The 25,805-nt window shown below is 65.2% G+C and carries 27 protein-coding genes; 15 read left to right on the top strand and 12 right to left on the bottom strand.

The annotated features are described in order from the left end of the window. The first annotated feature begins 28 nt into the window (after nucleotides 1–28). Together JOF29_RS12695 and JOF29_RS12690 are read left to right on the top strand one after the other, a co-directional pair. Nucleotides 29–388, top strand: coding sequence for a hypothetical protein (locus tag JOF29_RS12695; protein ID WP_209694394.1), 360 nt, complete (start codon nucleotides 29–31; stop codon nucleotides 386–388). Beyond that, the gene (locus JOF29_RS12690; RefSeq protein ID WP_209694393.1) at nucleotides 385–978 is read left to right on the top strand and encodes a hypothetical protein; all 594 of its coding nucleotides are present in this window, start codon (nucleotides 385–387) and stop codon (nucleotides 976–978) included. The genes JOF29_RS12695 and JOF29_RS12690 overlap by 4 nt, the downstream gene beginning before the upstream one ends. Before the next feature lie 149 nt (nucleotides 979–1,127). Here JOF29_RS12690 and JOF29_RS12685 read toward each other — a convergent pair whose 3' ends face one another. Further along, entirely contained in the window at nucleotides 1,128–1,535 is a 408-nt protein-coding gene (locus JOF29_RS12685) for a CYTH domain-containing protein (RefSeq protein ID WP_209694392.1), read from the bottom strand. A 232-nt stretch (nucleotides 1,536–1,767) separates the two neighbouring features. On the opposite strand from JOF29_RS12685, the gene JOF29_RS12680 reads away from it, so the two are divergent. Together JOF29_RS12680 and JOF29_RS12675 are read left to right on the top strand one after the other, a co-directional pair. Further along, nucleotides 1,768–4,866: a DEAD/DEAH box helicase gene (locus tag JOF29_RS12680; RefSeq protein ID WP_209694391.1), complete on the top strand. Its 3,099-nt coding sequence runs from the start codon at nucleotides 1,768–1,770 to the stop codon at nucleotides 4,864–4,866. A 52-nt stretch (nucleotides 4,867–4,918) separates the two neighbouring features. Next, entirely contained in the window at nucleotides 4,919–5,782 is an 864-nt protein-coding gene (locus JOF29_RS12675; protein WP_209694390.1) for an HNH endonuclease, read from the top strand. A gap of 30 nt (nucleotides 5,783–5,812) precedes the next feature. Here JOF29_RS12675 and JOF29_RS12670 read toward each other — a convergent pair whose 3' ends face one another. Together JOF29_RS12670 and JOF29_RS12665 are read right to left on the bottom strand one after the other, a co-directional pair. Continuing rightward, on the bottom strand, nucleotides 5,813–6,580 hold the full coding sequence (locus JOF29_RS12670) for a WbqC family protein (protein ID WP_209694389.1): 768 nt from the start codon (nucleotides 6,578–6,580) through the stop codon (nucleotides 5,813–5,815). Next, entirely contained in the window at nucleotides 6,577–7,236 is a 660-nt protein-coding gene (locus JOF29_RS12665) for a YdcF family protein (RefSeq protein ID WP_209694388.1), read from the bottom strand. Before JOF29_RS12665 ends, JOF29_RS12670 begins: the two co-directional genes overlap by 4 nt. Nucleotides 7,237–7,461: 225 nt before the next feature. On the opposite strand from JOF29_RS12665, the gene JOF29_RS12660 reads away from it, so the two are divergent. The 5 genes from JOF29_RS12660 (at nucleotide 7,462) to JOF29_RS12640 (ending at nucleotide 11,319) form a co-directional block, all read left to right on the top strand. Next, a complete protein-coding gene (locus JOF29_RS12660; protein WP_209694387.1) occupies nucleotides 7,462–8,469 on the top strand; it encodes a radical SAM protein in 1,008 nt (335 codons plus the stop codon). After that, on the top strand, nucleotides 8,466–8,648 hold the full coding sequence (locus tag JOF29_RS12655) for a hypothetical protein (protein WP_209694386.1): 183 nt from the start codon (nucleotides 8,466–8,468) through the stop codon (nucleotides 8,646–8,648). The genes JOF29_RS12660 and JOF29_RS12655 overlap by 4 nt, the downstream gene beginning before the upstream one ends. A 36-nt stretch (nucleotides 8,649–8,684) precedes the next feature. Further along, nucleotides 8,685–9,359 carry a pentapeptide repeat-containing protein gene (locus tag JOF29_RS12650; RefSeq protein WP_209694385.1) on the top strand — a complete coding sequence of 225 codons (675 nt, stop codon included), beginning with the start codon at nucleotides 8,685–8,687 and terminating at the stop codon, nucleotides 9,357–9,359. Beyond that, a complete protein-coding gene (locus JOF29_RS12645) occupies nucleotides 9,356–10,177 on the top strand; it encodes a hypothetical protein (protein WP_209694384.1) in 822 nt (273 codons plus the stop codon). The genes JOF29_RS12650 and JOF29_RS12645 overlap by 4 nt, the downstream gene beginning before the upstream one ends. A 227-nt stretch (nucleotides 10,178–10,404) precedes the next feature. Next, nucleotides 10,405–11,319 carry an aldo/keto reductase gene (locus JOF29_RS12640; RefSeq protein ID WP_245357563.1) on the top strand — a complete coding sequence of 305 codons (915 nt, stop codon included), beginning with the start codon at nucleotides 10,405–10,407 and terminating at the stop codon, nucleotides 11,317–11,319. Nucleotides 11,320–11,344: 25 nt separating this feature from the next. Here JOF29_RS12640 and JOF29_RS12635 read toward each other — a convergent pair whose 3' ends face one another. Beyond that, nucleotides 11,345–12,214 (bottom strand): LysR family transcriptional regulator, encoded by an 870-nt coding sequence (locus JOF29_RS12635; RefSeq protein WP_209694382.1) that lies wholly within the window; start codon nucleotides 12,212–12,214, stop codon nucleotides 11,345–11,347. A 61-nt stretch (nucleotides 12,215–12,275) separates the two neighbouring features. On the opposite strand from JOF29_RS12635, the gene JOF29_RS12630 reads away from it, so the two are divergent. After that, nucleotides 12,276–13,271 carry an aldo/keto reductase gene (locus JOF29_RS12630; protein ID WP_209694381.1) on the top strand — a complete coding sequence of 332 codons (996 nt, stop codon included), beginning with the start codon at nucleotides 12,276–12,278 and terminating at the stop codon, nucleotides 13,269–13,271. A gap of 294 nt (nucleotides 13,272–13,565) precedes the next feature. Here the strand turns inward: JOF29_RS12630 and JOF29_RS12625 are convergent, their stop codons facing one another. Continuing rightward, nucleotides 13,566–14,453 (bottom strand): LysR family transcriptional regulator, encoded by an 888-nt coding sequence (locus tag JOF29_RS12625; RefSeq protein ID WP_209694380.1) that lies wholly within the window; start codon nucleotides 14,451–14,453, stop codon nucleotides 13,566–13,568. A gap of 375 nt (nucleotides 14,454–14,828) precedes the next feature. Here JOF29_RS12625 and JOF29_RS12620 point away from each other — a divergent pair, with 375 nt between their 5' ends. Both JOF29_RS12620 and JOF29_RS12615 read left to right on the top strand, forming a co-directional pair. Beyond that, a complete protein-coding gene (locus tag JOF29_RS12620) occupies nucleotides 14,829–15,737 on the top strand; it encodes an SEC-C metal-binding domain-containing protein (protein WP_209694379.1) in 909 nt (302 codons plus the stop codon). Next, nucleotides 15,727–16,143, top strand: coding sequence for a hypothetical protein (locus JOF29_RS12615; protein WP_209694378.1), 417 nt, complete (start codon nucleotides 15,727–15,729; stop codon nucleotides 16,141–16,143). The genes JOF29_RS12620 and JOF29_RS12615 overlap by 11 nt, the downstream gene beginning before the upstream one ends. Here JOF29_RS12615 and JOF29_RS12610 read toward each other — a convergent pair. Then, a complete protein-coding gene (locus JOF29_RS12610; protein ID WP_209694377.1) occupies nucleotides 16,140–16,649 on the bottom strand; it encodes a phosphotransferase in 510 nt (169 codons plus the stop codon). The two genes, JOF29_RS12615 and JOF29_RS12610, sit on opposite strands and share 4 nt — an antisense overlap. Nucleotides 16,650–16,667: 18 nt before the next feature. On the opposite strand from JOF29_RS12610, the gene JOF29_RS12605 reads away from it, so the two are divergent. Together JOF29_RS12605 and JOF29_RS12600 are read left to right on the top strand one after the other, a co-directional pair. Then, nucleotides 16,668–17,210: a GNAT family N-acetyltransferase gene (locus tag JOF29_RS12605; protein ID WP_209694376.1), complete on the top strand. Its 543-nt coding sequence runs from the start codon at nucleotides 16,668–16,670 to the stop codon at nucleotides 17,208–17,210. A 101-nt stretch (nucleotides 17,211–17,311) separates the two neighbouring features. Continuing rightward, on the top strand, nucleotides 17,312–18,079 hold the full coding sequence (locus JOF29_RS12600) for a L,D-transpeptidase family protein (protein WP_307863291.1): 768 nt from the start codon (nucleotides 17,312–17,314) through the stop codon (nucleotides 18,077–18,079). A 1,237-nt stretch (nucleotides 18,080–19,316) separates the two neighbouring features. On the opposite strand, the gene JOF29_RS12595 is transcribed toward JOF29_RS12600, so the two are convergent. Then, on the bottom strand, nucleotides 19,317–19,511 hold the full coding sequence (locus JOF29_RS12595) for a hypothetical protein (protein ID WP_209694374.1): 195 nt from the start codon (nucleotides 19,509–19,511) through the stop codon (nucleotides 19,317–19,319). 179 nt (nucleotides 19,512–19,690) lie between these two features. Here JOF29_RS12595 and JOF29_RS12590 point away from each other — a divergent pair, with 179 nt between their 5' ends. Continuing rightward, entirely contained in the window at nucleotides 19,691–19,846 is a 156-nt protein-coding gene (locus tag JOF29_RS12590; RefSeq protein ID WP_209694373.1) for a hypothetical protein, read from the top strand. Between the two features lie 893 nt (nucleotides 19,847–20,739). On the opposite strand, the gene JOF29_RS12585 is transcribed toward JOF29_RS12590, so the two are convergent. From JOF29_RS12585 to JOF29_RS12565, 5 genes are all read right to left on the bottom strand, one after another. Then, nucleotides 20,740–21,639, bottom strand: a complete 900-nt coding sequence (locus JOF29_RS12585; protein WP_209694372.1) for an IS3 family transposase — start codon at nucleotides 21,637–21,639, stop codon at nucleotides 20,740–20,742. Further along, nucleotides 21,636–21,947, bottom strand: coding sequence for a transposase (locus JOF29_RS12580; protein WP_209694371.1), 312 nt, complete (start codon nucleotides 21,945–21,947; stop codon nucleotides 21,636–21,638). The genes JOF29_RS12585 and JOF29_RS12580 overlap by 4 nt, the downstream gene beginning before the upstream one ends. A gap of 354 nt (nucleotides 21,948–22,301) precedes the next feature. Continuing rightward, the gene (locus JOF29_RS12575) at nucleotides 22,302–23,930 is read right to left on the bottom strand and encodes an extracellular solute-binding protein (RefSeq protein ID WP_209694370.1); all 1,629 of its coding nucleotides are present in this window, start codon (nucleotides 23,928–23,930) and stop codon (nucleotides 22,302–22,304) included. A 21-nt stretch (nucleotides 23,931–23,951) separates the two neighbouring features. After that, on the bottom strand, nucleotides 23,952–24,881 hold the full coding sequence (locus tag JOF29_RS12570) for a carbohydrate ABC transporter permease (RefSeq protein ID WP_245357562.1): 930 nt from the start codon (nucleotides 24,879–24,881) through the stop codon (nucleotides 23,952–23,954). Continuing rightward, nucleotides 24,878–25,768: an ABC transporter permease gene (locus JOF29_RS12565; RefSeq protein ID WP_245357561.1), complete on the bottom strand. Its 891-nt coding sequence runs from the start codon at nucleotides 25,766–25,768 to the stop codon at nucleotides 24,878–24,880. Before JOF29_RS12565 ends, JOF29_RS12570 begins: the two co-directional genes overlap by 4 nt. Nucleotides 25,769–25,805: the final 37 nt, after the last annotated feature.

Here is a 25,805-nt window from a genome sequence, read left to right as displayed (position 1 = left end):
GAGGCTCGAGCAACCGGAAGGACCACACATGGACCCCCAGGAAACCCAGCATCTGCTGTCCGACGGGACCACGGTCTGGGTTCTGTCGACCTCTGCTGCCTCGGAGAATCTCCCCGCCATCCTTCAGATGTTCCGCTCCGGCAAGGCGGAGCCGCTCGTCTTCGGCGATGCAGGCCAACCTGAAGCAGTCGTCATTCCCTTCGAGGTCTGGCGAGCACTCACCGAAGCAGCCACCGACGAGGAAGGTTTCGACTCGTCCTACTCGCTTGTCCGGCACCGCCTGAAGAATCCCGGCGGCCCCTCTGTCCCGTTCGAGGAGGTCGCCGCCGAGTTCGGCTGGGACCTCGACGAAGACGTCGACGACTCCGACTTCCGCAAACCGCAATGACGCAGTACCGCTTGCTCGTCAATCACGATCTGCTGCTGTACATGCGCGAACTCGAGCGGGCGTCGACGAGCCAACCGGGTGGCCTGCGTGACCGCGAGTTCCGCGCGCTGAGGGCCGGACTTCGCGCTCTCGCCCACGGCGACGAGGCCAACTTCGAGGGTAAACGGCTTCGCTTCGCGGAGCACGACCTGAGCGACTGCGCCGAGATCAAGCTGCCCGTCGTCCCCGAGACCCGCGGGAGCCAGGAACTCGGCGCCTCACACCGGCTGGTGTACCGCGAGTTCAGCGCCGACGACGGCGGCCCGCCGTACCGCGAGGCTGTCTGCTTCGAACACCGCAGGGACGATCGCCCGTTCGAGGTAGCCGCCGAACGTCTGGAACGCGAGGCAGGAGTCAGGCGCAACAGGGTCAAGACGTACGGCGCCTCGTCCGACATCGCGCCGATCCGTCAGAACCTCCCACCCGACATCCGCCGGGCTCTCACTGCAACCGCGAACGTTGCACCCGCGCGCAACGCTGTCAAATCCTCGCCAGGCCAACAGAGTCCATCGCGACGCACCAACGGAGATCACCCTAACCGCGGGCGCTAGCCTCGCTCAGCAGGTCGACTCATACGGGGAAGCGAAGGTCGGCAATCGCCATCAGATCGATGCCGTAGCGGGCATAGACCTTCGTCGTGTTCTCTGCAGTCAGCCGCTCCTCGGAGACACCCAGCGCGTTGGCGACCTCGATAACGTGCTCACGCGAGCGCCCTTCGATTTTCGAGGTACGGCGGGATCAGCGGCCACCAGTCGATCTCCAACTCCGCACCCAACAGCTCAAGGCTGACGCGCCGGTTCTCCTGATACGACTTCGGCTGGCACCCGATCCGCCTCAGCAACTCATCGGTGGCCTCGAAGTCGCCAACCACAACCTCGGTCTCCGTCGTACCGTCGATGCCGTGCTGCGCAATCTCCTTCACAGTCAACGTCACCGCCGTAGCCGTGTCCCGCAACCGTATCCATCGCGCCTCGTCACCCGCCTGAATGTCATAGACATACCGCCGCATCAAGCGATCCCCGACCCGACACCCACCCAGCGAGAGGATCCTGTCCGCCACCTCATCCGGCTCGATCTGCAGGACCTTCGCTTCGAACTCGATCGGCATCTCACTCTCCCTCGGCGCCATACTCCGCCGCCAACTTCCGAACCTCGGTCTCCCGCAACGCGAGAATCTCATCACGAAGGTCACTCCTCACGAACTCTTCCACAAGGAAACCGACGATTCCCCCGGAGCAGGTAACCCCTCCATCGCGCGGCCCCGGATACGCCCAGCAGATTCCCAGCCCAGCGGCTGTCGGTGCGGTCTGGCATGCTGCTCGGCGAGGGGTGATAGGGGAATGAAGCCAGGGATCTATGACGCGTTGGTGACCAGCAGTCTGCTTGCGGCGATGGAGCAGTTTGAGGGTCAGCAGCCGGTCTTGCATGAGGTTGACGAAGCTGATCAGCCGGAGGTGCTGGCGCGGCACGTCGGTGAGGCGGTACGGCGAGCGCTTGGGAGTACGCGTGACGTTGGCAAACGGGTTGCTCTAGTCAACGATCTGCTGCAACGACTCTCCGAGCACGACGACCTGTTGCCAGCTGAGCCACCTCGTCAGTTGCACGCGTTGTATCCCGCCGTACGGCCGGGCATCACCACCTACGGCTCGATCCGGCCGAGTACGCCGCTGTCGGACGCCGCACTCCTGACTAACTCGCACGGCGAGCCATCGCTTGGCCCGGAGCTTCGTGCCGAGATCGACACGTCCGACGAAGTCGACCTCATCTGCGCCTTCGTGAAGTGGTACGGCCTCCGACTGCTCGAGCCGGAGCTCCAGCGCCTCCGGCTCCGGCGCGCCCCGTTCCGCGTCATCACCACCACGTACCTGGGTGCAACGGACCGCACCGCCCTCGACCGACTCGTCAACGACTTCGGTGCGGAGGTCAAGATCCAGTACGACGTACTCCGCACGCGGCTGCATGCGAAGGCGTGGCTGTTTCGCCGCACGACTGCCTTCGACACGGCGTACGTCGGCTCATCGAACCTGTCCCGAGCGGCGCTGCTGGACGGGGTCGAATGGAATGTCCGGCTCTCCCGGATCGCTACGCCGGGCTTGCTGAACAAGTTCGGCGCAACCTTCGATACGTACTGGAACGACTCCACCTTCGAGTCGTACGACCCGGCGCGCGACCGCGATCGGCTCGACGATGCGCTGGCAGAAGCCAGCGGCCGTACGTCGTCCAATCGGGTCACGATCTCGCTCGCCGGCCTCGAAGTACGCCCGCGTCCGTATCAGGCTGAGATGCTTGAGGAGATCGAAGTCGAGCGTGAAGTACATGATCGGCATCGCAACCTGGTCGTCGCAGCGACCGGCACCGGCAAGACCGTGATCGCAGCTCTCGACTACCGACGGCTCCGCGACGCAGCACTCAAGCGCGGTGAGCCTGCGCCCTCGCTCCTGTTTGTCGCTCATCGGCGCGAGATTCTGCAGCAGTCGCTCCGCACGTACCGCGAGGTTCTCGCGGATGCCAGCTTCGGCGAGGAGTACCACTCGGGCGCGCGCCCGGAACGTTGGCGACACGTCTTCGCGTCCGTCCAGGCGTTGACGGCGTACGACGTCACCTCAATGCCGGCGGACGCCTTCAACATCGTGGTCGTCGACGAGTTCCACCACGCCGCAGCACCGACGTACCGGCGACTGCTCAATCACCTACAACCCGACGAGCTGCTCGGGCTGACAGCGACGCCGGAACGCACCGACGGCTTCGACCTGCTCAGCTTCTTCGGTGGTCGCACCGCCGTTGAGCTACGCCTCTGGGATGCGCTATCGGCCGATCTACTCTGTCCATTCCACTACTTTGGGATCGCGGACGGGACTCAGCTCAACGAGCTGCAATGGAAGCGCGGACGGTACGACGAGCGGCAGTTGGAGGAGCTCTACACGGGAAACGACAATCGCTCGGCCGTCGTCTTGCGCGAGGTCCAAGACAAGCTCTCAGATGTGCGCACCATGAGGGCACTCGGCTTCTGCGTCTCGGTCGCCCACGCCGAATACATGGCAAAGACCTTCAACGAGGCCGGCATTCCCGCGCAGGCGGTCTCCGGTGAGACCTCAACAGCCGTGCGCGATCAGGCCCTGCGGGACCTGAAGGATCGTCGAGTTAACGCTCTCTTCGCGGCCGACCTGTTCAACGAGGGCCTGGACCTTCCCGAGGTCGACACCGTGCTGTTCCTTCGTCCGACGGAGAGTCCAACTGTTTTCCTGCAGCAACTAGGACGCGGACTACGTCAGTCCGACGGCAAGCCTGTCCTCACTGCGCTTGACTTCGTCGGGCACCAGCGCAAGGAGTTTCGGTTTGACCTGAGGTTCCGAGCACTCACCGGCAAGACTCGTAAGGGGCTCGAAGACCAAGTCAAACAAGGCTTCCCAGCGTTGCCCTCTGGGTGCCAGATCGTCCTCGACAAGGTCGCCCAGGAGGTCGTCCTCTCCAATCTCAAGGGCCAGGTCGCCGGTCGTTGGCAGGATATGATCCGGGAGCTGAGGTCACAGGGAGACCAAGACCTCGGCACCTTTGTGCACGAGACCGGCGTCGAGCTCAGCGACGTACTGCGCAGCGGTCGGAGCTGGACGTCGCTTCGCCGAGACGCCGGGATGCCCACGCGCGACGGATCGTCGAATGAGACCGTGCTGCTCCGCCGGGTCCGGGCGCTTGCCCACGTCGACGATCCGGAACGCGCTCAGACCTATCGACGACTCCTGCAGGACGACGGACCGGCGTACGACGAGCTTGCGCCGCTGCAACGCACGTTCGCGCGCATGCTGTTCTTCTCGCTATGGCCCAACGGTGGCGGATTCACGTCGTACACCGACGGCTTCCGCGCCCTCCGGCAGGAGCGCGCCGTTCGCGACGAGCTGCTCGAGGTCACCAACTTCGCGATGGATCATGCCCGGCATCGCGCCATACCGCTGACTGGGCGGCTCGGCGATCTAGCGCTTCGCGTTCACGCGCGCTATCAGCGCGAGGAGATTCTCGCGGCCCTCGACTACGCCAACTTCGAGCGCCGGCCGAGTACGTTTCAATCCGGTGTCTTGTACTCGGAGCCGCGGAACTCTGACGCCTTCCTGGTGACCCTCGTGAAATCCGAGGCGGACTACTCGCCGACAACGATGTACCGCGACTACGCGATCAGTCCCTCGCTCTTCCACTGGGAGACCCAGAGCAACACCTCGGTCTCATCGAAGGTAGGTCAGCGGTATCTCAATCACCGCGACCACGACACGAAGATCCTGATCTTCGCCCGCGAACATAAGCTCACCGAGCTCGGCACCTCGCCATACCTCTTCCTCGGCCCGGCGACGTACACCTCCCACACCGGCGACCGCCCGATAGCGATCACCTGGCAACTCGATCGTCCAATGCCCACAGAGATGTTCCAAGCCGCGTCGGTCGTGGCATGACCCACAGCCAGGAGAAGCGCAGTTGACGAACCTCAGCCTGTCCGACGAACTCGTGCTGCGCGAGCGGATCCTGGAACGCCTAGCCCATCTCCGCGATCAGTCAGGCGGAACTGTCACTCGCGCCCAGCTCGCGAACTTCGAGATCGATGGGCAGCGTCTGCCATTGATCGACCAAGGACGCGGAATCCGAAATCCCCGTGACTTCCACGCGACGCTGTCGATTCTCAGTAAGCAGGACGGGCAGTACGACGACCGACAAGTCGATCAGGGGTACTACGTGTATGCGTATCAAAGAGATTCCGCCGAAGGCGACAACCGAAAGCTCCGAGCAGCCATCGCGCCTAGCCTGCCGATGATCCTGCTCCGTTGGCTGGAGGCAGGCGTGTTCGTTCCGATCTTCCCTGTCTACGCCGTCGCCGACGACCCAACCGCCCGGATCTTCTTGATCGCGTTGGACGAATCGCTGCGCTTCATCCCGGACCCGCAGAACCTGAAGGAGCAGGTCAAGCAGTACGCCGAGCAGGTCACCCGCAGGCGACTCCATCAACCAGTGTTTCGGGCATCGGTGATCCGTGCGTACGAAACCCGCTGCGCGGTCTGCCACCTTCACCATGGCGAACTCCTCGACGCCGCACACATCATGCCCGACTCGCACGAGGCCGGCGTCCCACACGTCAGCAACGGCCTCAGCCTCTGCAAGATCCACCACGCCGCCTACGACCAGAACCTGATGGGCATCCGCCCGGACAACGTCGTCGAGATCAACCGAGAGCTGCTCGAGGAACGCGACGGCCCCATGCTCAAGTACGGCCTGCAGCGAATGCACGGGTCCACGATCACGCTCCCCCGCCGCAAACTCGAACACCCCGACCCCGAAGCCCTCGCCTGGCGCTACAACCAATTCCAGGCCAGCTGAAGGCACGCTCCGTCGTGCCTCCGGCCAACATCACATCAAACGAGCAGGCCCTGACGGAGGGGCCATCCGGCGGCCGAGGTCGACGTCGTCCGCGAACGCCTGATGCACCGCCGATGCACCAGCTTCGGCCAGGGCGGCGAGGCTGCTGAGCCGCGTAGCGGCTGCCCAAACCACCGAGTTCCCCTCCGTTGGAACCGAGAAGCGGACGATCTCGACACCGCGCTCTCGGAACGGGTCCGGACGCAGGTAGCCGGCGCCGCCTGTTCCGCAGACGTACGCAGCCGCACCGACAGCGAGCGTGAGCTCAGCGAGACGGGCGGATCGCTCGACCGACACGTGGAAGTCGCTACTGCGGACGACTCTGCCCGGCCAGCGCAGCAACTCGAGAAGCGAAACGGTGGATTCGATCGCCACCTCTGCGAGTGACTCGGTGTGGACGATCCTGTCGGCTACTCGGTCGATGCTGGTATCGATGGCTGACCAATGCGGGCCGCGGCCATGATGCTGTCTCGTCATCCTGAGGACGCGGCGAGTCGATCGATCCCGTTCCAGCAAACGAATGTCACTGATAAGACTGCGGCGGCCACTCGGTGCATGGACCGGTAGGGACATCCATTGTTGAGCACCTGGGTCGTCACGTCGTCCCAGCCTGGCCCGGTGCTGATAGTCCCGGCGCGCGAACTGGACATCGTCCAGTGCAATCCAGACGTCCGCGGCGAACAACTTCGCGAGCGTGGACAGGCGCGGGAAGAGGTTCGGCTGATGGATTGCGCAGCGCAAGCCACGCGGTCGATTCATGTTGTCATCAGGCGGCTGGTATACCCGGCGGAGATCAGCCGGTGGTACGCGGTATCGACCTCATCCGGGATGTCCTGATCGATCGCGAAACCAAGGGCCGGATACTCGATCACCCGCTGCAGATCACCTACCAGCATGTCCAGCACGAGCTTGGTGTCGCCGATACTCGCAAGGTAGTCGTTGAAGCTAATCGGTTCCGAAGCGCAGATGGCTCGAACATCGGGCCAGACCTTGCGACAGGTGGCGTATGCCCGCCTCTCCATGTAGGGCTTCGAGATCAACAGCACGGTGCTTGCCTGGGTGTCGGCAGCCGCCAGCAAGTCTCGTGTCAGGGTTAGGTTCTCGCCGGTGTTGGTAGCCCTCGGTTCGATCCTGATTGCGGCTGAAGGCACACCGAGTTCGATGGCGTGTTCCCGGTAGTGCACGGCCTCGCCGCGCGGGAAGCGTGCTGCAGTCGTGCGGCTGCTGGCTCCTGTGAAGACGATCATCGGGAATAGTTGCTCGTGGTACAGCTTCGCGGCGAAGGTCGCAACGCCGAGATCGTGGCTGCCCAGGCCGATCCCTACATCGGTCGGTTCCAGCTCGTGGTGCATGAGGTGGTAGTCCCAGATCGTCCGTGCGTCGTGGAGATCCTTCGCGGAAGCTCTGTCGGTCATCAACTCACCTTTCGTCGGTTTGCTGGATCCTGGATCGATCCCATGATCCGGTCGATGCTCGACACCTGGTGAAGCAACTGGTGCGCGACCGCGAGCTCACGACACCGCTCCAGCGTCGACAATCCCTCTGAACGGGTGTCACGGTCAGACAGCAGGATGTGTCCACGCGCTGTGCCCAGCTTCACCTTCTGAAGAGGCGTGCTGGTTCCACCAGCTGCCTGTGCAATGTCGATGTGGCCTTGGCTGGCCGCAGAACCGGCAGCCCTCATCCTCCAGCCAACGTCACTCTGCAACCTGGACTGCACGTATTGCTACCTCCCAGGACGGAAACTGAAGCGGGACATGTCGCCCGCCGTAGCCCATGCGATCGCCGGCGGCATCCCGGCAGCCTGGCCATCCGAGGGCGTACTCGAGGTCGTCTGGCACGGCGGCGAACCGTTGACCATCGGAGTCAAGGCGATGAGAGAACTGCTGGCGCCGTTCGAGCAGTTACGGCGTGCGGGCCGGATCATGCACGTGATCCAGACCAACGCGACCTTGATCAGTGATGAATGGTGCGAGCTGTTCGTCGAGTACGACGTGTCGATTGGAATCAGTATCGACGCTCCACCGGAACTGACTGGCAATCGCATCGACTGGCGCGGCGAGCCAGCGTTCGATCGAATCATTGCCGGGATCTCGAAGCTCGAAGAGCGAGACATCCACTTCACTGCCATCGCGGTTGTCGACCAAGGGAGCGTCGGAGAGGCATGCGAGATACTGGACTTCCTTGCGAGTCTCGGATGCCCATACGTGGGCATCAACATGGAAGAGAAGGAGGGAACGAACCAGCACGACGAGACACCGACGATCGACCAGGCACGGCGCTTCTGGCGCGACACGTTCCGCTGGAGTCGGGACAATCCCCAGATGAAGGTCCGAGAGGTCGAGCATCTGCTCGAATACCTGGCGTTACCGCTGACGGCGCGGCAAGCAACAGTGCTGCACGATCCGATCCCGGCCATCATCGATCGCGCCGCAGAACTGAAGTACGTGCAAGAGTTCCGACTCGGCATCAACCGCTGCAAGGCGATTTGCGAATTCTTCGCTCACTGCCAAGGCGCGCACGCCGGGAATAGGCACTTCGAACACGGCAACTTTCTCGCTACAGAGACTGAGCACTGCCGAACCTCGACACAAGCAGTGGTCCTCGCACTCCACGACATCCATTCAGAGCGGAGGATCGCGGTATGACGATCCTTGAGCAGTTGGCAGCGACCGACTCCAGCTACGTCGCAGAGATGATCGAGGCCCGACGGCAAGAACCACGTCCGCCCGCCGTGGTCGGATGGAACAACAAGTCGAGCTGGGACAACTGGGCTCAGAAGCCGAAGCCGTTCAAGAAGAAGACCATCTACTTCCGGAACCGCTAGGTTGAGCTCAGTCACTTCTCTTCCGAACGAGTGCCGATGGAGATTGAAGAGTACGGACGGGCGAAGGTCCTCAAACCTTCCATCGAGGATGACGAACTCATTGCGGTCGATGACCTGGAAGGCGCTGCGTCGCTGGCCGACTTCGAGTATGCCGACCGGTCTACCCATCACCTGGCAGTCGCCGACACGACCTTGTCGGGCGGCAAGCTGAGCCGCATCGAGGCTCAGCGCGTGACCGTCACCGGGGCGACGCTCCAATCGGTCGTGATTGACCACTGCGTGCTGATGTCGAGCGATTGGATCGATTGTGTCCTGTCACGGGTGATGTTCCGGGACTGCAAGTTCCTTGGCGCGAACTTCGTCGACAACAAATGGAGCAACGTCGTCTTCCAAGACTGCCGGATCGAATACACGACCTTCGACACGATCCACGCAAGCACCCCCATCGTCTTCGTCGGTACCCGTTTTAAGGAGGTCACGTTCCGCAGATCGGAGCTTCATGCCGGACACATTTCCAACTGCACACTCGACGCCGTCGAGTTCGACGGTGGCACCTACACAGACTTCGACTTCCGCGACAACGACCTGTCCGCCATCCGCGGCGCCAGCAATCTCAACGGCATCCTGATCGACCGCGTCCAACGGCAGGAGCTCGCGGAGGCCCTCGTGTCCGAACTCGACCTGCGCTACGCCGACGAGGCCGATCGGTGAGCGACGATCGGCGACGCCGTACCTGGATGGAAGCCCATCTGGACTGGGCCGCACACGAGTTCGGCGTCGAGCGGACCGGTCCGCCACTGCACACAGGACGCCTGCACTCGGTCGGCTGCCGTGTCCTCGATTCCGGGGAAGACGCCTGGCTCCGGGTCGTGTACGCCGACCCGGAGTGGGGCGAAGGCAACTACCTCGATCAGAACGTCGCTGCCAACGCGATCCACGACGTACCCAAACCCGTCGTCAAGCGGTGGAGAGAATGGGAAGACAACGCGCGGAGAATGCGCGGAGAGGTCAGTACCTTTGTTGCCGACGCAGCCATCTCCACCGGCATGGTGCCGTACAGCGAGGTCGATCTCTCCGATCAGTGGCTCTCTGAGCTGAACGATGCCCTGCAGGCACTCGCTGCGCACCCCACGCCGCAGCATGGTATCGACGCAGACGACGTGAACGACGGCATCAGAGCCTTCTTCGGTATCGACCTCGACATAACGTCCGTCCCCTGGACAACCGCACACTGCGACCTCCATTGGGCCAACCTCACTGCTCCCACACTCGCCATCCTCGACTGGGAAACCTGGGGCAGAGCACCCGCCGGCTACGACGCCGCCACCCTCGTCTGCACGAGCCTGACGTATCCAGACCTGGCCCGCAGGATCAGCCGAGCGCTTTCCGAGTTCCTTGACACACGGGCGGGGCGCATCGCCACGCTTGCTGCCGCCACACGACTTCTCCGATTCGCCGACGGCGGCGAACTGGTCGAAGTGGCGCAACCTGTTCGTCAGCATGTGACAGAGATCCTCAAGCACCTCTGAATCAGGCCCGGAGAGCTGGTCTGGCGAGCATCTCCTGGTACACGCAGACGGTCGCCGCGCGTCGCACCACGTGGCGGCTACCACCTCGCGACTCAGAACATGCGGTGATGGGACTGTGCAGATTCTTCTGTTGGAAGTCTGGGTGGGGGCGAGGGAGGGTGGAGTACATGGAATTTACTCAGCTTGGGCGGACGGGACTGCAGGTTAGTCGGATCGTTTTGGGGACTATGAACTTTGGGCCCCTTACCGAGGTGGGGGACGCGCACGCGATCATGGAGCGGGCGCATGAGGTGGGGATCAACTTCTTCGATACGGCGAACGGGTACGGGCGGTCGATCCACCCCGGGCGGACCGAGGAGATCATCGGGGAGTGGTTCGCCAAGGACGCGAAGAACCGGGAGAAGACGGTGCTCGCGACCAAGGTGTACGGCGACATGGGGCAGGACTGGCCGAACACGAGTCGGCTGTCCGCGCTGAACATCCGCCGCGCGCTCGACGCCTCGTTGAAGCGGTTGCAGACGGACTACGTGGACCTGTACCAGTTCCACCACGTCGACCGGAACACGCCGTGGGAGGAGATCTGGCAGGCGATGGAGGTCGCCGTACAGCAGGGAAAGGTGCTGTACGCCGGGTCCAGCAACTTCGCAGGTTGGCACATCGCGCAGGCGCAGGAGGTGGCTGCGAAGCGGAACTACAACGGTCTGGTCAGCGAGCAGTCGCTGTACAACCTGATCCAGCGTGATGTCGAGCGTGAGCTGCTGCCGGCGGCCCAGGCGTACGGGCTGGGCGTGATCCCGTGGTCGCCGCTGCACGGTGGACTGCTCGGCGGCGTGATCCGCAAGGAGAACGAGGGCGTACGTCGGCTCGAGGGCCGGGCCAAGGAGACGCTCGAGAAGCTTCGGCCGCAGATCGAGGAGTACGAGGCGTTCGCGGACGAGCTCGGGCACGAGCCGGGTGAGCTGGCGCTGGCGTGGCTGCTGCACCAGCCGGCGGTGACCGGGCCGATCGTCGGGCCGCGGACGATGGAGCAGCTGGAGTCCGCCGTACGCGCGGTCGACATCAAGCTCGACGAGAAGTCGCTGACTCGGCTGGACGAGATCTTCCCGGGGTACAAGACCGCCCCGGAGGACTACGCCTGGTAGCAGTACGTCGATGTGGGCCGGCAGGTCAGGCCGGGTCGATCGAGTCGACGAGGACGTGGATGGCGTCGCGGGAATCGTCGCGGCGCCAGGCCACGGCGAGTTCGGCGGGTTCGAGGTCCGGGACTGGACGGAAGGTCAGGCCGGGGCGTTGGTAGAGGCGGGCGTTGCCTTCCGCGATCAACGCGATGCCGACGCCGGCGCTGACCAGCTCGAGTACCTCGTCGGCCGCGGTGGCTTCGGCGGCTATCAGGCGCGGCGTCGGACGGGCGTCGACGCCGAGCCAGAAGTCGCGCAGCGGCCCGGCGGCAACGGGCAGCGCGACGAACGCTTCGTCGGCGAGGTCGGCGAAGGAGATCTCCGCCTGGGCGGCGAGGGGGTGTTCGGCGGGGAGCGCGGCCCAACGCGGCTCACGGACCAGCACGCGGGTGGCGATGTCGTCCAGCGGAACCGGGAGCCAGACGAAGGCGACATCGCTGGTGCCGTCGGCCAGACCGGCCGTCGGGTCGTCCCAGCCGACCAGGCGCAATGAGACCGTCCAGCCTGGAAAACGGGAACGGAAGCGTGCCACGGCTGGACCCTGGAGGGCGCGGCCGACGGCGGTTTGCATGCCGACGACGAGCGTGTGGGGTTGCGTGAGCGCGCGGACGTCGGCGTACCCGCGATCCCAGGCTGCCAGCAGCTCCCGCACGACGGGCAGCATCGCACTCCCCTGTCGCGTCAGCACAAGACCGCGGGACTGACGTTCGAACAGGTCGAAGCCGAGCCTGCGTTCGAGGGCTCGGAGTTGCTTGGACAAGGCGGGCTGCGAGACGAACAGACGCGCAGCCGCGGCGGTCACGGTCGATTCCTCGGCAGTCGCAACGAAGTAGCGGAGCTCGCGCAGGTGCGCATCCATAACCAATGGTTATATCAACAGGTCTTGGACCGCACGGCGGTGCCGGTCCGACGCTGGACTCATGACAAGCACACGCAACCTCGGTGGTCTCGACGTACCGGCGATCGGGTTCGGCGCCATGGTGCTCTCCCCCGGCATGTACGGCGAGATCGACGACGACCGCGCGGTGGCGGCACTCGACGCGGCGATCGGAGCCGGCGCAACGTTCATCGACACCAGTGACGCGTACGGCGAGGACGGTCACAACGAGAAGGTGGTTGGACGCGTCATTCGTGGCCGCCGCGATCAGGTGACGGTGGCCACCAAGTTCGGCCTCAAACTTCTCGACGGCGCGCAGCCGCATCCGCTGGAGGTGGGTTTCGCGTTCGAACAGTTGCTGGTGAACGCGGAGCCGAAGTACATCCGCGGGTACGCCGACAGGAGTCTGGCGAACCTCGGCATCGACGTGATCGACCTGTACTACCTGCACTTCCCCGATCCACAGGTGCCGATCGAGGACACCGTTGGCGCGATGGCCGAGCTGGTTGCCGACGGCAAGGTCCGGTACCTGGGCGTGTCGAACGTGACGCCGGACGAGCTGCGCCGGGCGTACGCCGTACATCCCGTTGCCGCCGTCCAGACCGAGTGGTCGATGTGGCGGCCGATCGATCCGGAGCTGCTGGACGTGGCCCGGGAGCTCGGGGTTGGCGTCGTACCGTGGAGTCCGCTCGGCGCCGGCTTCCTGACCGGCACTGTCGAGACGCTCGGCGAGGACGACTTCCGGAACAACGCGCCGCGATTCGATCCCGAGAGCCTGAAGGCCAACAACGCGTCGTACGCCGCTCTCCAGGCGCTGGCGGCCGACCTCGGAATCACGCGGAGCCAGCTCGCACTCGCCTGGTTGCTGCACCAGGATCCTGGGGTCGTACCGATCCCGGGCAGTCGTACGCCGGCGCACATCGTCGAGAACCTGGCGGCGGCCGGCATCACGCTGCACCCGGACACGCTCGAGCGGATCGACGCCGTCCTCGGCCGACTGATGCCGGTCGGCGGCACGCTGCTCCGGGACGAGCGATGAAGGTACTCGCCACCGCCGCGGCCGGGCTCATCGTGATCGGCTGCAGCGGACCTGATCCGGGTACGACGGCGCCCGGTCGTACCGCGGCATCCGAGTGAAGCGAGCCCGGGTACTCCGCCTCGGACGGGCAGAAGTGAGCCCGGTAGCTACCGCTTCCGAATCAAGTGCGCCTCGTACGGCGGCTGACGTGCTGCCCGCAGCGCGAGCGCACATCGACGCGGTCAACCGGCGGGATCTCGACGGGCTCGTGAACGCGTGCCATGCCGCCGGGCGGATCGCGAACCTGCAGTACGCCTAGGCGTGGACCGCCGTGGTCGGGAGCATACCGATCAGGGCGTCGGCGGCGAGGGAGGCGGCGGGGCCGGTGGGGACGGCGACCGAGACCTGCCAGTCGGAGGCGGTGCCAGGGGCCAGGCTGACCGTGATGTGATCGCCTCGTTTGGCGGCGATGCGTTCGGGGACAAGGGCCACGCCGAGGTCGTGGGCGACCAGGGCGAGGAGGGTGTGTACGTCGTTCACCTCGATCGTCACCGGATGCGCGACGCCCGCCGTGGCGAACGCGCGGTCGGAGATCGCCCGGGCACCCCAGGTCGGGTCGAAGTCGACGAACGACTCCCCCGCCAGGTCGTCGAGCGTGACGCCGGACGCCTTCGCAAGGCGGTGGTCAGGAGCGCAGACCAGCACCATGGACTCGCGAGACAGCGGCCGCAGGTCGAGCCCGTCGACCGGGTCGCCGGCGGTCGCGACGAACGCGACGTCGAGGCGGCCGGAGGCGAGTTCGTCGAGCATCGGGGTGGAGCCGGCCTGCCGGACCTCGATCTCGACCCCCGGGTACGCCGACCGGAACTTCGCGAGCAGCGCAGGTACGTCGACCATCCCGAGGCACTGCTCCAGCCCGACCGTGAGGTGACCACGCAGCAGCCCCTGCACCGCGGCGACCGCATCCTTCGCGGCCTCGGCGGCGGCCAGCGCACGGCGCCCCTCACAGAGCAGGGCTCGCCCCGCCTCGGTGAGCTCGACGCTCCGCGTGTTCCGCACGAACAACGAGGCCCGCAACTCCCGCTCCAACGCCCGGATCGAGGCCGACAGCCCCGACTGCGAGATCGACATCGCCTCAGCAGCCCGCGTGAAGTGCTTCTGCTCCGCCACCGCCACGAAGTGCTCCAAATGCCTCAGCTCCATAACTAAGAACTGTAGTCGATCGAACCCCACCGATTCTGCGACCCCGAATGTTGGCGCCGGACACCGATCCGCCGACGCGGACCGCCAGGCCATCACATCTGCACGCACGGACGACCTCCGCCGCCTGACAGCGGCGCCGCCGGCGCACTTGTGATGGCCTGGCGGTCCGCATCCGTCGCCAGGGCGGACGTCCACCACTCAGCAAACCGAGGCAGAAGGTCCGCGCGCCCGCTCAGCTGTGCCGATGTGACCGGCGGTGGCGACGTTGGTCAGTGTGAGGGGTCCGGTTGTGGTGACGCACCGGGTCGGGCAGGGATATCCACAGGTTCCAAATCCGCCGGGTCGCGGGGTGACCATCCGAATACTTTCCCTGGCATGGACGATCCCTTGGCGGACGAGCTCCGCAACCACTGGATGGACACCAAACTTGGCCGAGCCTTCGCCTTGCTCATCATCGCAAACGAGCACGCAAGTATGGGACGGCCCGAGCGGGCGGTGGCAATTTGGCAGCAGCTGATCAGTGAAGGAGGCACAGCAGGCGACAACGCCAGGGTCGACCATGCCGATTTCCTGTTCGAAGCGGGCAGGGAAAGTGAGGCACGGAGCGAGCTCGACGCCGTCATGACCAATGGACGGATCTACAACTCCGCGTGGTGCTTTGCGGCCGAGATGCTGGAGCGGCGCGGTGAGCTGGACGAGGCTCTGTTCTGGTACGAGATCGCGGCCGGTGAAATGACCGCGGACGATGTCACCAGCACGTACCGGGTCCGGGATCTGGTGAGCGGGAGGCGACGGGTGAAATGGAAATTGGGGCTACCGCTGGACGGCATCGATCTGCTCGGGGAGCAGGGAGATGACGAAGCGTTGGACCGAGAGGCCGACCTGCACGAGCTCCTGCGCCTGCCAAAGGTCTGTGCCGGCCGAATCGAGGCCTGGGACCTGAGCGAGTTCGATGACTCCGTGCGGTGGCGCACGTACTTCATCGGCGGGAGCGCCGACCGCTACTGCCGCATGGTCGAGGCGGAGCTGCGCGCTCACGGAGCGCGGGCAACGATCGCCACGTGGACGTACAACGGTCTGTTGGACTGCCTGCGTGACGTCAGGATCAAGCATGACGACCTGCCCGACGGCCGACGTGTGCAGTGGCCACCACCGCGTAATCAGCCGTGCTGGTGCGGATCGGGCGTGAAGTACAAGAAATGCTGTGGTGGACCGCTACCTGCGGCCGAGCCGATGCCTGCTGGTCCGCAGCTCAATAGGTATGGTGGCGCTCATGGCGGATGAGGAGTTTCGGGTTGAGGTTGTGTTGGGGGACGAGGGGCACAGGCTCACGTTCTGGGAGCGGTTGCGGGCGTTGGATCTGGATGATGATGCGCGGAAGCGGCTCGGGGCGCAGGTGACGGTGACCCGGGACGGGGACCGGATGCTGATGTACACGCATTCGCTCGAGGATGCGCAGGAGGCGGAGCGGGCCGCGAAGGAGCTGGTGGCGGGCGAGCGGCTGGAGGCGACGTCCACCATCACGTACTGGAACGCCGCCGAGCAGGACTGGACGGACCCGAGTGTGCCGGTCGGGCCGCACGACGCGGCCGGGGATGCGGCGAAGAACGCGGGGATGGAGGTTCCGGATCCGCGGTACGTCGTACTGCAGGCGTACAAGCCGGAGTTCCTCCGCGACCTCGGGCTCTAGAGATTCAGTGCGGTGAAGCGGGCGGCGAGGTCGTCGATCCAGTCCGGTGGGGTGCGGTGGTCGGCCGGGCCTGTTCCGGGGAATGCACGGAGGTCGTACTCCGGCTCGGCGCGGCCTGCCGTCCCGAAGTGCGCGAGTTGGCGGCCTGCCTGGTTTCGGTCGATCGCGTCGACGACCTCGAACAGCGACGTACCGGGCACGAGTTCGGTCACCAGCAGGAGCGGGTCGGTGCTGCTCGCAACGACCTTCGGCAGGTACGGGACCGCGGGTTCGCGGGACAGCGCGTCGAGTACGGCGACCTCGTGCGCGAGCCGGAGCGCCGCGGGGCGTGACCAGGCGAACTTGGCGACATAGCGCCCGCCGACGACGGCGCTCGAGGACCACCACACGGGCTCGTCCTTGTTCACGAGTTCGCGAGTGACGATCGGGAGGTCGCTCAGCTCCGGCGTCACCTGCCGTACGAGGTCGGCGATCGCCGCGGGCGAGTACTCGTCGAGCCACCTCACCCGCCTAGTCTGACAGGTATGGATGTCACGCTGCGGCCCGTCGTGGAGGACGATCTGCCCCTGTTCCAGCGGTTCGCGGTCGAGCCGGGGCTGATCGGGCTGGACTGGAACGGGTACCGGGACCCGCAATCGCCGGTACGCCGGTTCGCCGAGGACGGGTTCCTCGGCAAGGAGGACGGGCGATTGACGGTACGCACGGGCTCGGAGACGGCGGGGTTCGTCAGCTGGCATTCGGGGTCGTTCGACGGGCGTACGCCGTACTGGGAGATCGGGATCGCGCTGCTGCCGGAGTACCGCGGGCGTGGGATCGGGTGGCGGGCCCAGGCGACGCTGACGGCGTACCTGTTCGAGCACACGCCGGTGCAACGCATCCAGGCCGCGACGCATCCGGAGAACATTGCCGAGCAGAAGTCCTTGGAAAAGGCGGGTTTCCGGCTCGAAGGCGTGATCCGCGGGTGCGAGTTCCGCGCGGGGAAGCTCCGCGACGGGTACCTGTACAGCCGGTTGCGCGACGACCCGGAGCCGGAACTCGGCAACGGTTCGGTGACGGGAACACGTTAAAGCCCGGCGAAGGAACCATTGCGGATTAGTCTCGGCGGGTCGTTGCACGCTTACCGGGCGTGGTTCTGCGACGCTGAAAAATGCTGAGGAGAGGGGAATCCGTGTCTCGTCGCCGTGGTCTGGTCGCCGCTGCCGTCGTCCTGTCGTTCGTCCTGGCCGGCTGCGCAGACGTCGCCGCGAGTGAGACGGCACCCTCGCCGACGAAGGCGTCCAGGAGCAGCAGCAGTACTCCGCGGCCGACGGTCACGCCGACCGTGAAGCCCACGGTGCAACCGAAGCCCAAGGTGAAGCAGAAGCCCGAGTACTACGCACTCCGGGTCGAACAGCAGCTCGACAAGCTCGGGTATCCGGTCGGCGACATCGACGGCGACATCACCCCCCGCGCCAAGCAGGCGCTGTGCGCGTGGCGCGAGACCCACGGGATGCCGGTCAACCGCCACGGCCTGACGCTGGACGACGCGTACTCCGTCCTGAACGCGACCAGCCGCCCGGCACCGACCCGCGAGCCCGGGATCTACGTCGACAAGACCTGCCAGATCCTGTACCAAATCGTTGGGAAGACCTACAAGCGGATCGTCTGGATCTCCACCGGCGGTCCTGGGTACGAGACGCCGAACCGCACCGGCGCGGTGTGGCGCAAGTGGGCCGGGGCGCATGAGAGCAGCCTGTACCCGGACGCGTACATGTACGACTCGCTGTACTTCCTGAAGGACCGGCCCGGCATCGCGCTGCACGGCTCCCGGGTCAACTCCCTCGTCAAGCCGTACCCCGCCAGCCACCGCTGCGTCCGCGTCCTGCGCCCGGAGATCCACCAGATCTTCGAGGACACCCCGATCGGCACGAAGGTCCAGATCTACGGCGAGTACTAGCAGGCATGTCAGGGATCTTGCGAGTGCTGACAGCCACCCATCGGCAAGATCCGCCAAATCTGCAGTCTGACCTGCGCTTACACCTCGCATCAGCACGCGCCGATGATGGACGTTTGTCAGCCGCCCACGGAGCAGTGACGGAGCAGGCGAAGCTAGCCGGCGCAGTCACAGATAATCGGAGACAGTTGCGAGAATCCGTCCACGCATGCAGCCGAATCGCTCTAGTGACGGAGTACGACGGCGCGACATCCGATTCCTGAAATGATGCCACTCCATCTCACTCCGCCGGATGCGCCACCTTGCCCCTGGACGCCACTCGGCCTACCCACGGCCGATCCGCCTCGAAACTCGATCCCCGATGCAAAGGCTCGAGGATTCCGGCGCTGCCAAGAGCACCGAACGTCGTTTCGGGCGCGAACCCGGGATCCGTGGCCGGCCACACTGCAACCGATCATGTCGCGGAGGCAGCCGGGCACAGCGCACGCCCATTCGGTCTGACGTCAGCCATCGCACTTCCGTCAGCCGCCGGAGGCAACTGGCTCACGCGCAGACCGGCTTGACACTCTAATCCCCGCTTTACTGTGCCAGCCTTCTCACTGGTTCGCGTCAGTCGCCGAAAGTTGCCGCTGACCTGCTAACTCTCCGTTGGAGAGCACCCACCGTTGATTGGAGTGGCTCGAGTCCTCGCGTTCATTCCGGTGAGTAAAACGGTGAGCTCTCGACTCAGGGTGGAGGTCCGAGGTGGGTACTGACTCGCTGTCCTCGGCACTAGCCCGAGGCTGATTTGTCACGCGTGCCGTTCCGCGGGCCTCGCATGCGTCGGCAGCGAGCGACGCTGCCGTCCCTTTGACCACCACGCAGACGTTCCTCACCGTCCGCCGCCATGAGATCTGGCCACTCTAATTACCGAAGAACAGTGACTGAACTTCGTCGGCATCTGTAGCGGCCAGACGCCTCCAAGATCGGTCCGCCCAGGAACCGAGCCGACGTACAACGATCGCAACGAGGACATCATCATCGACATCGCCAGTACCCGGACCAGGGAAGACGACCTCGCGCATCATCACGATGATCGCCGAGCGCCCGGCGCGGTGATCGTCACCTCCAACAAGCGCGACATCCTCGACGCCACCCGTGGGCTGCGTGAGGCCGGCGACCACGGCAAGGACGGCGTGTGGGTGTTCGACCCGCAACGCGTCGCGGCCGAGGAACTCAACTGGTGGTGGAACCCGCTCAGCTACGTCGTCGACGACGACACCGCCCGCGACCTCCCCAGCACTTCGCGTACGCCTCCCGGGCGGCCGACGCCCGCACCGACGTGTTCTTCGACTCCGCCGGCATGCAACTGCTCGCCTGCCTGCTGCTCGCAGCGGCCCCGCGGAGGGCGGCCGATCAGCCAGGTCTTCACGTGGCTGAACAACGTCAACTCCATCGCAACCAAGCTCACCAACAAGTGCAAGGTGCAAACGGCAGCTGTCCTACGATCCGAATGCGGACCAGGCGGCCGGATCGGTCGACTGCGACATCCCGTGGCCATCGCGCTTCACCAAGCTGAAGCGCCTCCTACCGATCGCCGGGGCGATCGACACCAAGGGCCACCTCTCACTTGACATGACGCTGTATCAGGGCCTGGCGAAGCTGTCCGTGGACAGCTGGCACAACATGGTCGGCTGGCAAGCCTCGCTCGTCGATGACGTCTGCATCTGCGACCCCGTGACGGACATCCGGCCGGAGGATCCACGCGAGCCCTACGACGTTCCCCGATGACCTTGTCACCAAGTGCGCCGCCCAATCGGCGTGTCGTGTCCGCCACGTCGGGCGCTGAGCATCGACATTCCCCCGCGGGCGCGTAACGGGCGACGGTGTCAGCGCGATGTCTTTGACACATGAGGGGGATCGATGATGCGTGTGCGTGACCTGTGGGCCTGATGCACGCCGTGCTGGATGCGCTGCCGGGCCGAAGTTGCACGGCACTGCTATGCGGCGTTTCGCAAGCTGCTGATCACCACGCCCTCAATCAGCGCCCCCGACCTCTACGCCCGGCTTGCCGAACCGCGACGGCGCTACTTGCAGGCGTATGGGCGATGCGCCACCGGAAGATATCTCCAATGGTGTCGTCGTGCCTGCGATGGCAGCCGTGGGATTCGACTCCCGCTCAACAACGATCGGACCCTCGGCCCGCGTCGACGACTCGTGCCCGGATCCGAGCAGTGTCGGTCCCGACTATCGTGCCGCCGACAGCGTGCATCAGCCGCGGTTTGGATCGCGACCTCCTCGAGCTTTGTGCGCATCCGCATCCGCGTCCGGGGACCGCTGACCGACGCCAGCATCCGCTACCTCGAAAAAGCCGCCTGGTGACGCGATGACCTCGTCTTGGTCGACGACGCCCATCAAGTGCAGGCGATCCTGATGAGACGTTGGCGAGCGTGCGAGTGCTTCTCGGTCCCAGCGAGGATGCCTGGGTCGACCAGCCCAACGACCGGGTGAGCGAGAAGCTCAAGTCGCACGGTCGCGCGCAGCTCCGTTCGCATCAGGTCCGTCGCTCCACACTCGCACTCAATCACTCCCACTGCGGGAGATGTCATCTGCTAGCCAGTCCAACGCGACCGATCGTGAGCTGGGCTTGACCCGTTTCGACGGACAGGGTCGATGTGAGGTGGTCAGGCTACCTGCTCGGCCGTGACCGTGAGGCTGGATTCGTACTGTGTAGGGCTGAGATAGCCGAGGGTGGAATGGCGCCGGCGGGTGTTGTACCAGCCCTCGATGTAGTCGAAGAGCGCGCTGCTGGCGGCCTTGCGGGTCGGCCAAGCACGGCGGTGGATCAGCTCGGTCTTCACGGTGGCGAAGAAGGACTCGGCCACGGCGTTGTCCCAGCACTGACCCTTGCGACCGACCGACAGTGTCACGCACAGATCCCTTGCCAGGTTGGCGAACTGGGCCGAGGTGTACTGACAGCCCCTATCGGAGTGGAACACCACGCCGGCCGCGGGCCGGCGCCGGTTGACGGCGTCGGTGAGCGCGTCGGCGACCAGGTCGGTGCGCAGATGGTCAGCGACGGCCCAGCCGACGACCCGGCGGGAGGCGAGGTCGATCACGGTGGCCAGGTAGAGCCAGCCTTGCCAGGTGTGGATGTAGGTGATGTCACCGCACCAGCGGCGATCCAGCTGACCGGGGTGGTCGGGGTCGATGTCGAAGTCGCGGCCGATCAGGTCCGGGCGGGTGGCTGCGGCCGGGTCGGCGATGGTGGTCTTCTTCCATCTTCGTGGGGTTCGCCCGTACCGGTCGGCGGCCCGCATCAGCCGGGCGACCCGTTTGCGGGAACATCGCTCGCCTTGGGCCTTCAGCTCGCGGTGCACCCGCGGCGAGCCGTAGGTGTGGCGGGAGTCGTCGTGGATCTCGACGATCTTGCCGGTCAGTTCGGCGTCGCGCTGCTCGCGCAACGAGGGGCCGCTGGTGCGGTCGGCGTAGTAGGCGGAACGGGAGACCTGCAGCAACTCACACGCCCGCTTCACGTTGTGGTCGCCCGCCTTCTCCGCCTCGATGAACGGGTAACAGTTCACCGGGTCTCCTTCGCGAAGAAAGCCGTGGCCCGCTTGAGGATCTCGACATCCTCACGCAGCCGGCGAGCCTCCCGCCGTAACTGGTTGAGCTCTTCTCGCTCGCTCGTGGTCAACCCGCCATCACCGGTGCCGGCGTCACGCTCGGCCTGGTTCAGCCACTGCCGGACCGCGGTCTCGGTCAGATCGAAGTCCTTCGCGACCTGACCCACCGACCGGTCGCCGCGCTGGCACAGCTCGACGATCTCGGCCTTGAACTCAGGTGTGAACGAACGACGAGGCCGCGGCTTCTTCTTGCCCATGGACTCCATGATGAACATCCTTCCGGAGCACAAGCTCCTGATCTCGGATGTCCGTCAAAACGGGGCAGGCCCAGAGCTGGCAAGCCGGTTGTGCGCTGGATGGACAACACCACCGCCCGCATCACCGCCCAAGGAGTGATCGGCGGGTCGCGTCACATGTCTCGACAAGGCGAGACGGCCGATCGGTTCGGCTCCGCGGCCGAGCGGATTGGCTGAATCGGCGGGCGAAACGATCTCGTGCGGATGCGCGCCGCGGACGGCGAGGTCATTGCCGGAGAGCCAGGCCCGACGGTCTGTTGTCCGGGCCGTCCGACCTGGCGACGGCAATGGGAGTTCATGGCTATGCGCCGAGGCGGTTCGGGTTCAGCGCGACATCTTGAGTGCTTGGGCGAGCTCTTCGGCGATCTTGTCGCCGCCGTCGCTCTTCCACTTCTTGACCGCAGCTGCCCAGGCCGACACCGGCTTGCGGCCTTGGATGATGTCGTCGGTCACCTCCTTCACGGCGGCGATGAGCTGTGGGCCCTTACGCACATCGGTTTCCGAGTACAGTCCGGTGGCCGGGTTGGCGATCGCGTTCGGGCAGACCGCCTTCATCGCCTTGAACTCGGCGTCGCTGCTTCCCTCCTTCTCGGGCAGGAAAATCGTCCAAGGCGCGTCCGCCTGGTACTGGAGGCCCAGCTGGGTCTCGCTGAAGCCCTTCTCGTTGAGGACCGGGTTGCCGTCGACGAGCCGGTGGTGGACGCCCGGGAGACCGTATTTGCGGAAGAGATACTCCTGCGTGCCGAACGGCGTCGCGAGGTAGTTCAGGTACGACAGCAGCGTCTCGACCCGGCCCTCGGCCTTCTTGCTGATTGCCGTGATGCTGGTGGTGGGTGCGCCGAGCCAGGTCTGGCCTTGGCCCGAGCCGTCGTGCTTCGGTGGCGGGATGATCGCGATCCGGGAATCCTTGCCGACCATCGTCTGCAGATACCCCACCCAGCCGCTGAAGGTGTCCAGCACCAGCGGGCTCGAGCCGTTGGAGAAGCGCGTCTTCATGTCCAGGTTCTGACCGGAGAAGGCGTCTGGGTGGATGTAGCCGGACTTCCAGAGCTTCTGCAGGATCCCGAAGACCTCCTCGTGGGCCTCGTGTTCCAGGTAGCTGACGAGGGCGTCGCCGTTCTTGCTCCAGGTGTTCGGCATGCCGAACATGTTCTGCACGTACTGCGTCGGCGGTGTGGCCAGCGCGAAACGGTTCAGTGTCCGGTTGGTCAGGCTCTTGCACAGCTCGACGAAGTCGTCGGCGCTCTTGACCTCCGCCTTCAGCCCCTGTGTCTCGAGGATGTCCTCTCGGCTGTAGAGGACTTGGGAGCTGATGGCACCGCGGGGAATGGGGACGCCGTAAATCTTGCCGTCGAAGATGCCCGAGTTCCAGCATGCCTCGGGAAGGTTCGCGAGGAAGGGGTACTTCTTGATGTTGTCGCCGGCCAGGTGCGGTGTGAGGTCGGCCGCCTTGGCCGACAGCAGTTGCGGGACCTGGGGAACCACGCCCACCATGAAGATGTCGCCGAGCCGGTCGCCAGCGACTGCCGTGGCGAACTTCTGGGTGTAGTCCACCGAGGACGTGAGGCTGACCGCGACCGGCGATCCCACCTGTTTGTTGAGCTCTTGCCAGAACCGATTCTGCTCGAGCTTGGGAGGGATAGGCGTGTTGGTGACCGTCGTGATCTGGATGGGTTTGCCGTCACCCGGAGGCTCGGTCACGGCGCGGACCGGCGTCGCCGGGTAACGGCGGAACGCGTCCGGGATGTTGTATTCGGCGCCGGCCAGATCGGGCTCGACCCCGGAGTAGCGTACATAGGCGGGCCGGATCTTGGCGCGGGACGCCTCGTCGTTCTGCACGCTGACGCCGCCCCTACCGTTGTTGGAACAGCCGACGGCACCGGCCAAGCTCAGCGCCGCGCCCCCCGCGAGCACCGCCCGACGGGTCAGCGGCCGCGCATCGTAAGCACTCATTGTCTTACCTCTCTTCTCGGGTCAGCCCTTCACGGCTCCGGTCAGCACGCCCTTGGCGAAGTGGCGTTGGATGAACGGATAGACACACAGGACCGGAACGATCGAAATCATCAGGATGGCCATTTGGATGGAGGTCTGGGGTGGAACCGTCTCGCTACCGAGCCCGAGTTCCTGACCGCCGAGCTCGACCCCGTTCACCACGTACGTGCGCAGCACGAGCTGCAACGGCCACTGGCTGCTGTCGTTGAGGTACAGCAACGCACTGAAGAAGCTGTTCCAGTACCCGACGCCGTAGAACAGCCCGATGACCGCCACCAGTGCCTTGGACAACGGCAGTCCGATGTGCCAGAACAGCTTCCATTCGGAGGCGCCGTCGATCCGCGCGGAGTCGATGACCGCGTCGGGCAGGCCGACGAAGTACGCGCGGACGACGATCACGTTGAACGCGCTGACACAGACCGGGACGATGACGGCCCACACGCTGTCCAACAGCCCGAACTGCTGGACGACGAGGTAGGTCGGGATCAGGCCCGGGTTGAACAGCAGGCTGACGAGAACGACCAGAAGCAACGGCCGGTTGCCGACGCTCCCGCGGCGGCTCAGCGCCCAGCCGAGGGTGCAGGTGAGGAACAGCGCGATCGTCGTGCCGACCACGGTGATGAAGCCGCTCACCAGGAGCGCCTGCGTCACCGTTCCGCCGGCGAAGATCGAACGGTACGCCGACAGGTCGATGCCCTGGGCCGGAAACATCACGAAGCCGCCGGCCTTGGTCACCTCCTCGGCGGGCGCGAGGCTGGTGGAGACCACGCCGATGAACGGAAGCACTACGACAGCGCAGATGATGGCCAGGAAGACCGCCTTGGCGACGCGTTCGGTCAGCCCGGGCATCGGCATACCGCCGACCATCGCCCGGCGGCTTTTGCCGGTAGCAACAGATTTGACTCGGCTCATCCCCGGTACACCCCTTCCTCGCCGAGGCGGTGTGCGATCTTGTTCGCGGTCAGCACCAGGGTCAGCGCCACAGCACTCTTCACCAGGCCGACAGCGGCGGCGACGCCCCAGTTCCCGCCGATGATTCCGTTGTTGTAGACGTAGGTGTCGAGAACCTCACTCGCGTCTACGCCGACCGCCTGCTGCTGCAGGACTGTCTGCTCGAATCCGACGGTCAGCGAGTCCCCGAGCTTGAGGATCAGCAGCAGGATGATGATCGGTTTGAGTCCCGGCAGGGTCACGTGCCAGGTCTGCCGCCAGCGCCCGGCGCCGTCGACTGACGACGCTTCGTAGAGCGCCCGGTCGATCTGCGACAGCACGGCCAGGAACAGGATGGTCGCCCACCCGGTGTCCTTCCATAGCACCTGCGAGGTCAGCAGGGCCCGGAAGACCTCGACGTTCCCGATGATGTGGAGCGGGTCATGCCCGTTGGACCGCAGCCAGTTGTTGATCATCCCGGTCCCGCCGAGCACCTGCTGGAACACCGCGACCACGATCACCCAGGACATGAAGTGCGGGAGGTAGATGATCGACTGGACCAGCTGCCGCAGCCGGTTCGACAGCAGGCTGTGCAGAACGACGGCTACGACAATCGGTGCTGGAAACACGATCACCGTCTGGATGACAGTCAGGATCAGGGTGTTCTTGACGGCGTTCAGGAACTCGGGGTCGCCGTCGAAGATCACCTTGAAGTTGTCCAGGCCAGCCCAGAGGCTCTGATCGATTCCCAGGTACGGCTGGTAGTCCTGGAATGCGATGACGTTCCCGAGCAGCGGGTAGTACTGGAACGCGAGGATGACAAGCAGCCCTGGTGTCGCCAGCAGGAGCACCGGGTAGTCCCGTCGCAATCGCCTGATGACGGAAAGCTTGCGCACACCCGCCGGC

The organism is Kribbella aluminosa, from assembly GCF_017876295.1.
In the GTDB taxonomy this organism is placed as follows: Bacteria; Actinomycetota; Actinomycetes; order Propionibacteriales; family Kribbellaceae; genus Kribbella; species Kribbella aluminosa.
This window is presented reverse-complemented; position numbering and strand designations above follow the sequence as displayed.

Coding starts and splice junctions, on each gene's coding strand:
- JOF29_RS12685 (WP_209694392.1), bottom strand. CDS start 1,535: ATGCCGATCGAGTTCGAAGCGAAGGTCCTGCAGATCGAGCCGGATGAG.
- JOF29_RS12620 (WP_209694379.1), top strand. CDS start 14,829: ATGGACGATCCCTTGGCGGACGAGCTCCGCAACCACTGGATGGACACC.
- JOF29_RS12655 (WP_209694386.1), top strand. CDS start 8,466: ATGACGATCCTTGAGCAGTTGGCAGCGACCGACTCCAGCTACGTCGCA.
- JOF29_RS12580 (WP_209694371.1), bottom strand. CDS start 21,947: ATGGAGTCCATGGGCAAGAAGAAGCCGCGGCCTCGTCGTTCGTTCACA.
- JOF29_RS12595 (WP_209694374.1), bottom strand. CDS start 19,511: ATGGAGTTGACGTTGTTCAGCCACGTGAAGACCTGGCTGATCGGCCGC.
- JOF29_RS12650 (WP_209694385.1), top strand. CDS start 8,685: ATGGAGATTGAAGAGTACGGACGGGCGAAGGTCCTCAAACCTTCCATC.
- JOF29_RS12630 (WP_209694381.1), top strand. CDS start 12,276: ATGACAAGCACACGCAACCTCGGTGGTCTCGACGTACCGGCGATCGGG.
- JOF29_RS12605 (WP_209694376.1), top strand. CDS start 16,668: ATGGATGTCACGCTGCGGCCCGTCGTGGAGGACGATCTGCCCCTGTTC.
- JOF29_RS12615 (WP_209694378.1), top strand. CDS start 15,727: ATGGCGGATGAGGAGTTTCGGGTTGAGGTTGTGTTGGGGGACGAGGGG.
- JOF29_RS12575 (WP_209694370.1), bottom strand. CDS start 23,930: ATGAGTGCTTACGATGCGCGGCCGCTGACCCGTCGGGCGGTGCTCGCG.
- JOF29_RS12665 (WP_209694388.1), bottom strand. CDS start 7,236: ATGACCGACAGAGCTTCCGCGAAGGATCTCCACGACGCACGGACGATC.
- JOF29_RS12660 (WP_209694387.1), top strand. CDS start 7,462: ATGTCGATGTGGCCTTGGCTGGCCGCAGAACCGGCAGCCCTCATCCTC.
- JOF29_RS12640 (WP_245357563.1), top strand. CDS start 10,405: ATGAACTTTGGGCCCCTTACCGAGGTGGGGGACGCGCACGCGATCATG.
- JOF29_RS12680 (WP_209694391.1), top strand. CDS start 1,768: ATGAAGCCAGGGATCTATGACGCGTTGGTGACCAGCAGTCTGCTTGCG.
- JOF29_RS12590 (WP_209694373.1), top strand. CDS start 19,691: ATGACGCTGTATCAGGGCCTGGCGAAGCTGTCCGTGGACAGCTGGCAC.
- JOF29_RS12670 (WP_209694389.1), bottom strand. CDS start 6,580: ATGAATCGACCGCGTGGCTTGCGCTGCGCAATCCATCAGCCGAACCTC.
- JOF29_RS12695 (WP_209694394.1), top strand. CDS start 29: ATGGACCCCCAGGAAACCCAGCATCTGCTGTCCGACGGGACCACGGTC.
- JOF29_RS12635 (WP_209694382.1), bottom strand. CDS start 12,214: ATGGATGCGCACCTGCGCGAGCTCCGCTACTTCGTTGCGACTGCCGAG.
- JOF29_RS12570 (WP_245357562.1), bottom strand. CDS start 24,881: ATGAGCCGAGTCAAATCTGTTGCTACCGGCAAAAGCCGCCGGGCGATG.
- JOF29_RS12690 (WP_209694393.1), top strand. CDS start 385: ATGACGCAGTACCGCTTGCTCGTCAATCACGATCTGCTGCTGTACATG.
- JOF29_RS12625 (WP_209694380.1), bottom strand. CDS start 14,453: ATGGAGCTGAGGCATTTGGAGCACTTCGTGGCGGTGGCGGAGCAGAAG.